Consider the following 6,789-nt stretch of genomic DNA (forward strand, 5'->3'; position numbering starts at 1 on the left):
ATGCACCGAGTGTTCCTGGTCGACGATCACGAGATCGTGCGCCGCGGCATCGCCGGACTCCTCGACGCGCACCCCGATCTGACGGTGGTCGGGGAAGCATCGACCTGTAACGAGGCGGTCATCCGGAATCGCGGGCATCGTGTTCCTTCCGGAGTCGATCACTGCGGTGCGCGCCGCGCTCGGCGGTGAGGCCCAGCGCGTGAGCAACCTCTGTCATGGCGCGCTGGTGTCGACCGTGGGCCTGACCATCCCGGCGGTGCTGATCATCGGCATGTTCACCGGCCAGACCGTCGTGCTCGCGGAATCGCCGGCGAATCTGCTGATGCTCGGCGTCACGCTGCTGCTGTCGGTGACGACCTTCGCCGCGAAGAGGGTGACCGCGATGCACGGCGCTGCACACCTCGTGACATTCGCGGTCTACCTGGTGGTCCTCTTCAGCTGAGCGCGGCCCATCCCGACAGTTGCCGCACGCAACTGAACTGATATCCTTTGTGTCATGGCGGTCGATGACGAGATCGAAGACATCCGCGAGGCGCTGGTTCGCGTGGTCGCGGAGTGGACGCAGGGCGAGTTGCAGACACAGGTGGCCGCGAGCGTCGGAGGTTCCCTCGACGCCATCGAGGTACGAGCCCTGTACGTGGTCGGCATGCACGGCGGCTCCCTCGGGTTCAGTCGACTGGCCGACCGAGCGGCGATGTCACGCCCGACGACGTCGAAGCTGGTGTCGCGCATGTCGGCGTGGGGGCTCTTCGATCGCGTACGAACGGGGCGGACGGTCGAGGTGCGCTTGACGGATGCGGGCCGAGACGCTTACGCCCGCCTCGTCGCCTCCGGGCAGCAGATGGTCGGCGGCGCGCTCACCGGCTGGTCCGCGCACGAGATCACCCAGTTCCAGGCCCATCTCAGCCGCTTCGTCGCCGCCCTTCCCGAATCGACATCCAGGGCCACCACATCCCCGTCGTCATCCGACCACGTCCCATCACCCCAGGAGGAAACATGACCCGCACCTACGTCGTCACCGGCGCCGCATCCGGCATCGGTGCCGCGACCGCCGAACTGCTTCGCGCCCAGGGACACACCGTGATCGGGGTCGACCTGGGCGGAGTGGAGGTCGCGGGTGATCTTTCGACACCCGCCGGTCGGACCGCGGCGGCGATCGCCAAGACCATGGCCATCAACTACTTCGGCGTGACAGAGTTCCTCACCGCGCTGCTGCCGAAGCTGAGCCTGGCAGACCAGCCACGGGCCGCCGTGGTCTCATCGATGGCATCGCTGCAGCCGGTGTCGGCGGACCTCGTCGACGCGGCCCTGGACGGCGACGAGAGCCGAGCCCTCGAGATCGGCGACCAGCTCGCCGTCACGGCCGAGGGCGGGTTCCTCAACTACTCCTCCAGCAAGCGCGCCCTGTCGCGCTGGGTCCGCCGCGAATCCGTCTCCGAAGCCTGGGCCGGCGCCGGGATCCCCCTCAACGCCGTCGCCCCCGGCACCGTCACCACGGCGATGACCGCCGGATTGCTGGCCAGCCCGGAGGGTCTGGCGCAGGTCGACGCCGCCGTGCCGATGCCGCTGAACTACCACCAGCCGGCATCCTCGATCGCCGAGTTGCTGGTGTGGCTGACGAGCCCGGCCAACACCCACATGGCCGGCCAGACCATCTACTGCGACGGCGGCGCCGACGCGGTGCTGCGCGGTGACGACATCTGGTCCTGGAACGACGCCCCGCGCGACTGACCCGCCACGCCACGCGACGAAAAGGTCCGATCCCGCTGCGGACCGGGCCTTTTCAGCATCCTCCTCTTGTCCCGTCATCTCCTTATTTTTAGCGACTCAAAATAAGGTGTATTCTCGAAGAGAACCGGACGACCACATCCCCTTCTTCCCACCGGCATCCGGCCTCACTGGGGAACGGTCTGGCCGCCGGACAGCGCGTCGTCCATCGGGGGCAGCATCGCCACCCCGGGTGTGTTCGGCGTGCCCGCGCACAGGACCGAGTGCGCCCGCATTCAGGGGCACCCGAAGACAGGAGAGGAATCGCTGATGGAGGAGAACCGAAACGACTGGAAGCCCAACCCGGTGTTCAGCTCGATGCCGCATTCAATGGGCCGCGGCTCCCGCGAAGACATCGTCTGGGAGGCGCTGGACCGGGTAAACGGCAAGCCGGCACCCACGATGGACGCCATGCGGGCCGCGATGGGGAACGAAGCACAGATCCGCATTGTCCACGACACGATCCGCGCCTACCTCGAAGCGCACGGGCTCCGCGACACCAGCGAGCTGGGTGTGCGCACCTCGCCCTGAGCGGGTTACGAGCCGGTGCCGTGAGGACGGTCATCCTCCGAACACGGCCACCGAGCCCGCCCGTGCGCGAGCAGCCCTGAGCGCAACGGCACCCAGCGCCCCGGTGGCGAGGATGCACGTCAGGATCAGCACATTGGAGACGAGGATCATCGCGTTCTGGTCGGAGACACTGCCCGACATCATCGCGACCTCCATCAACGACCCCAGCACCACGGCGGCGAGCGCGATCGCAGGGATGAACCGCCACGGCTTCGCCAGCGAACTGCGGAGCACCCCGGCGACGATCGCACCGCACAGCCCCAACTTCACGAGGGCGTTCACGTAGACCGGCGCCGCCGAGGTGAAGTCGAACGAAACCATCAGAAGTGGCGGCCCCACAGGGAGCCAGACCGCGAGGAGGAACAAGGCGACGATCCCCCCTCTGGAAAGTCGAAGAGTGCCATCGCGGCGCGCAGCTCCGATACCAGCGGCGACCAGCGCGAGGCTGAAGGCCAAGGTCGATGCGGTCGAGATGATCGCGAGGGCATCGACGTCGAGCGTCCCGGGAAGACTGCGGAACGCGGCCAACAGGGCCGCCGTGATGAACAGCGCTCCGGATGCCAGCCACCACGTCGACCACCGTGATGACGCGCCCTCGACCGCGATCACCGGGAGATCAGGTCCGCTCATCTCTCACCCTTTCGTCGCTCAGGGGCACATCCCGCATCCACCATCTCAGACACCGCCCGGCCGCACGAGAGGGGAGAACGGCTCGGCGGTATGGCAACCTGGATCGTGCATCTGTCCGTCTGCGAACACCGAGAGCGTCGTGACCCTTGAGCAACATCCGGATCAGGGATGTCGATCCTCGCGACGTCGCAGAGCTTCTGCGGTGGAACGGCATCCTCCGAGACGGCTACTCGGCCGGGCGGCAGAAGGTGTGGTCCCGCAGCGACGAGGCGACGCGCCTGCAGTTCCAGAGCCCGCATCCGACTCGCCGCTCAGTGCTGCTGCTCGCGGAGATCGACGAGGTGCCGGTCGGGGCGGCCGAAGCGCACGTGCATCCTGGCGAACCTGCCGACGTCGAGATCGCGGTTCTCGACGCCTTCCGCCACCGCGGCGTCGCCCGTGCACTGCTCCACGCAATCCGCAACGCGCTGCGCGGCACCGCCACGATGATGCGCACCGAGACGTACTCCGATGCCGGGGTCTCGTTCGCACGCTCCGAAGGGCTCCAGGTGGGCGTCCGCGAGAGTCGCCAGGTGGTCGATCTCCCGGTCTCCACGAAGACACTCGACCGGCTCCCGACTGCACTCGCAGACGTCGACATCGTCTCCTGGGTGGGCGCGTGTCCGGATGAGCTGCTCGATGACTGGGCGAGGCTTCGCGCTCACATGTCGGAGGACGTGCCGATGGGCGACCTGACACGGACCCCCGCGCCCGCCGACGTCGCGGCCGTTCGCCGGAACGAGGAGCGCATGTCCGAACAGGGGTATGCCCTGGTGCGGAGCGTGGCGCGCGCGGACGGGGAGGCCGTGGGGTACACCGAGATCCTGCTGTCACGGCCGGATCCGAAGATCGTCCTTCAGGACGACACCTTCGTCGCGCAACGGGTTCGTGGTCGTGGGATCGGCCGCGCGTTGAAGGTCGCCAACCTCCGTCGTCTCATGAGCCTCCCGGAGAGCTCGGACTCGCGGTTTCTGCAGACCTACACGGCCCTGACGAACGCGCCGATGCTCGCCCTCAACCGATCGGTCGGATTCGAAGAGGTCGATGTGCTCACCATCCTCGAGGGCCCGCTGGGCTGACGATCTCGCCGGTTCAGGACGCACTCACCTCACGACGCGGGTGTTCCGGCTCGTCAGCGGGTTGCCGTCTGTACCGACCGGCTCAGTCGCAGCCACGGTCGCACCGGCGGCATCGACCAGGACCGAATGAGACGAGTACGGAGAGAATGCCCGTGATCGACGCATCGAGCTGGATGCCGACGGCGCTGGCGACCTGTCGGGCGACGATTCCCGCGAGTGCGTCGGCCAGGCCGATGACGACGAGGGGGACGATCCACAGCCATGGACTGCGGTAGGTGATGAGCAGCAGAACGGCGACGACGATGACGGTGGTGAGGAGAAGGGTGAAGTCCGCCCCGTCGAACACGGCGGCGATGTCGACCTCGAAGCCTTCAGCGCCCGTGAGATAGACGCGAACTCCCTCCAGATCCGCCGCGGCGATGTCGCGGATCTCCTGCGCGCGCGCAGTCTGCTCCGCGACGTCGGGCTCCGGCTCGAGAGGCACCACCACGAGGGCGACCGTTCCGTCGTCGGAGACCTGAGCGGGCGGTACGGCGCCGTGGAGGGCGAGCGCGGCAAGATCGCCGAATGCCTTCTGATCGATGAGGGAGAGCGTTTTCTCGTCGAGCACGCCGTCTTCGGAGGCGAAGACCAGCAGCGCCGAGGTCGCGTCGGCGCTGGGGAACTCTTCGAGCAACTGATCGACCTTGACGGATTCGGCGGAAGAGGGCAGGCCGACGGACGGGGCCGTCTCGGACTCCTCGCTGCCGGCGAGGGCGAACAGCGCGGTTGCGGCGAGCGCCGTGATCACGAGAATGATCCACGATGTCTTCGCCGACGTCAGGAACCGTGTGAGCGCGCCCATGAAAAGTCCCAACCTTGGATAGTAGTTCGATCATCAAACTATATGACTATCGAAAGATAGTAGCGATATCGTGGAGGTCATGCAATCGAGCGGGGTGCCACCTTTCGACGCCGACGGGGCGGACTTCATCCCTGCCCGTCCGGCGACGGTCCTGCTTCGGGACTTCATCGAACTCAGCGAACTCTTCGAGTCCTCCCTCGCGGATGAACTCGGGGTCAACCCCACCGATCTGCAGGTGATGGAGCACCTGCTCATGAGCGGTCCTCTGGCCCCGACCGAGCTCGCGCGGAGAGTGGGGCTCTCTGCGGGCGCGACCACCACGTCCGTCGACCGCCTCGTCGCGCTCGACCACGTCTCCCGAGAACCCCACCCGAACGACCGCCGAGGAATCCTCGTAGCTCCGCGGCGCGCGTCGCGTGACAAGGCGATGGGTCGCCTGATCCCGATGATCATGGGGATCGACGCCGAACTGGACGCCTTCACGCCGGCCGAACAAGACGTGATCACCCGCTACCTGCGGCAGGTCAGCGAGTCTCTGCGGCGGCACGCCCATTCGGGATCATCGGACTCCGAATGAAGGGCGCCGAAGCCGCAGGGTGGCCCCGCTCGATCGGCGTTTCCGGAAAAGCGAAGGGCCCGATCCATGGACCGGGCCCTTCATCTCGCTGTGCGCGAGGGGGGACTTGAACCCCCACGTCCTTACGGACACTGGCACCTGAAGCCAGCGCGTCTACCATTCCGCCACTCGCGCGAGTATCTCGTTCCGAAGAACTCAACTTCCCAAAGATATCATGCGTTTTCGGCCTCGTTGCACATGCCTGGAGGGCCATCGGCGGCGTTCCCCCAGGACACCTGGCTACGATGTGTCTACCAGTCGGCATGCCAGAGGAGCCCAGTGGGACTACTTGACAGCTTTGAGAAGGGTCTCGAACGCGCAGTTAACAGCGCGTTCGCCAAGACCTTCCGTAGCGGCATCCAGCCTGTGGAGATCGCTTCGGCGCTGCGGCGTGAAGCCGACACGAAAGCCGCGGTCGTGAGCCGCGACCGCATCATCGCGCCCAACAGCTTCGTGGTGCGTCTGAGCGCCGACGATGCGGAGCGGATGCGCGGGCTCGGCGGCGCTCTCACGGACGAGCTGCACGCTCTTCTGACAACGCACGCCACGTCGCAGGGCTACAGCTTCGCGGGCCCGCTCTCGATCAGCCTCGAAGCCGACGAGAAGGTCGCCACCGGCACGGTGCGCGTGAGCTCGGGCACCGTCGAGGGCCGCGTCAGCTGGCAGGCCGTGGTCGACGTCGACGGTCGTCGCCATTCCATCTCCCGCGCCCGCACCGTGATCGGTCGAGGCTCGGATGCCGACATCACGATCGCTGACGCGGGGTCGAGCCGCAAGCACGTCGAGATCCTGTGGGACGGCGAGCGCGCCATGATGCGCGACCTCGGTTCCACCAACGGCACGAAGGTCAACGGGCAGAAGCTGCGCGAAGCCGCCCTCCCGACAGACACGACGATCACGATCGGACGCACCGACCTGGTGTTCCGCATCGTCCCCGTGGCCGCACCCTCGCGTCCTGCGGGCAGAGGCGACGACGCCACCCGAGCGTTCGGAGCCCTCGGTTGAGTGAACTGATCCTTCTTCTCCTGCGCATCGGGTTCCTCCTCCTGATGTGGTTCTTCGTGTTCGGTGTCGTGTACTCGCTGCGCGCCGACCTCTTCGGTGTGCGAGTGCGCATGCCGTCGGCCGTGTGCGGGTCGATGACCTCACCGGTCGTCTCGTACACCGAGCGGATGGTCGCCAGTCGGTCCTCGTGGGTCGACGTGCCGCTGACGATGCCGAACTCCTCGAGGAAGCGCTCCTGC

General features: G+C 66.9%; 8 protein-coding genes, 1 tRNA gene and 2 pseudogenes. 8 read left to right on the plus strand and 3 right to left on the minus strand.

Going from position 1 to position 6,789, the window contains the following annotated elements; all coding sequences use genetic code 11:
- Positions 1-127: 127 nt before the first annotated feature.
- From KZA10_RS05440 to KZA10_RS05455, 4 genes and pseudogenes are all read left to right on the plus strand, one after another.
- A pseudogene (locus KZA10_RS05440) lies at positions 128-442 on the plus strand (calcium:proton antiporter); the annotation flags it as partial.
- A gap of 54 nt (positions 443-496) precedes the next feature.
- The gene (locus KZA10_RS05445; protein ID WP_218682368.1) at positions 497-1,000 is read left to right on the plus strand and encodes a MarR family winged helix-turn-helix transcriptional regulator; all 504 of its coding nucleotides are present in this window, start codon (positions 497-499) and stop codon (positions 998-1,000) included.
- On the plus strand, positions 997-1,731 hold the full coding sequence (locus tag KZA10_RS05450; protein WP_218682369.1) for an SDR family oxidoreductase: 735 nt from the start codon (positions 997-999) through the stop codon (positions 1,729-1,731). The genes KZA10_RS05445 and KZA10_RS05450 overlap by 4 nt, the downstream gene beginning before the upstream one ends.
- A 306-nt stretch (positions 1,732-2,037) precedes the next feature.
- A complete protein-coding gene (locus KZA10_RS05455; RefSeq protein ID WP_141385595.1) occupies positions 2,038-2,298 on the plus strand; it encodes a hypothetical protein in 261 nt (86 codons plus the stop codon).
- A 30-nt stretch (positions 2,299-2,328) separates the two neighbouring features.
- Here KZA10_RS05455 and KZA10_RS05460 read toward each other — a convergent pair whose 3' ends face one another.
- On the minus strand, positions 2,329-2,967 hold the full coding sequence (locus tag KZA10_RS05460) for a hypothetical protein (RefSeq protein ID WP_218682370.1): 639 nt from the start codon (positions 2,965-2,967) through the stop codon (positions 2,329-2,331).
- Between the two features lie 146 nt (positions 2,968-3,113).
- Here KZA10_RS05460 and KZA10_RS05465 point away from each other — a divergent pair, with 146 nt between their 5' ends.
- A complete protein-coding gene (locus tag KZA10_RS05465) occupies positions 3,114-4,085 on the plus strand; it encodes a GNAT family N-acetyltransferase (protein ID WP_055875522.1) in 972 nt (323 codons plus the stop codon).
- An 82-nt stretch (positions 4,086-4,167) separates the two neighbouring features.
- Here KZA10_RS05465 and KZA10_RS05470 read toward each other — a convergent pair whose 3' ends face one another.
- Complete coding sequence (locus tag KZA10_RS05470; protein ID WP_256934452.1) at positions 4,168-4,929, minus strand: MMPL family transporter; 762 nt, start codon at positions 4,927-4,929, stop codon at positions 4,168-4,170.
- Positions 4,930-5,008: 79 nt separating this feature from the next.
- On the opposite strand from KZA10_RS05470, the gene KZA10_RS05475 reads away from it, so the two are divergent.
- The gene (locus KZA10_RS05475) at positions 5,009-5,506 is read left to right on the plus strand and encodes a MarR family winged helix-turn-helix transcriptional regulator (RefSeq protein WP_218682371.1); all 498 of its coding nucleotides are present in this window, start codon (positions 5,009-5,011) and stop codon (positions 5,504-5,506) included.
- A gap of 91 nt (positions 5,507-5,597) precedes the next feature.
- Here the strand turns inward: KZA10_RS05475 and KZA10_RS05480 are convergent.
- Positions 5,598-5,680: transfer RNA gene (locus KZA10_RS05480), tRNA-Leu, on the minus strand.
- A gap of 144 nt (positions 5,681-5,824) precedes the next feature.
- Between KZA10_RS05480 and KZA10_RS05485 the strand changes: the two genes are divergently transcribed.
- Positions 5,825-6,550, plus strand: a complete 726-nt coding sequence (locus KZA10_RS05485; RefSeq protein WP_055871597.1) for a DUF3662 and FHA domain-containing protein — start codon at positions 5,825-5,827, stop codon at positions 6,548-6,550.
- A pseudogene (locus tag KZA10_RS17755) lies at positions 6,547-6,789 on the plus strand (FHA domain-containing protein); the annotation flags it as partial. The gene KZA10_RS05485 and the pseudogene KZA10_RS17755, both read left to right, overlap by 4 nt.

Source organism: Microbacterium sp. BF1 (assembly GCF_019279095.1).
Taxonomy (GTDB): Bacteria; Actinomycetota; Actinomycetes; order Actinomycetales; family Microbacteriaceae; genus Microbacterium; species Microbacterium maritypicum.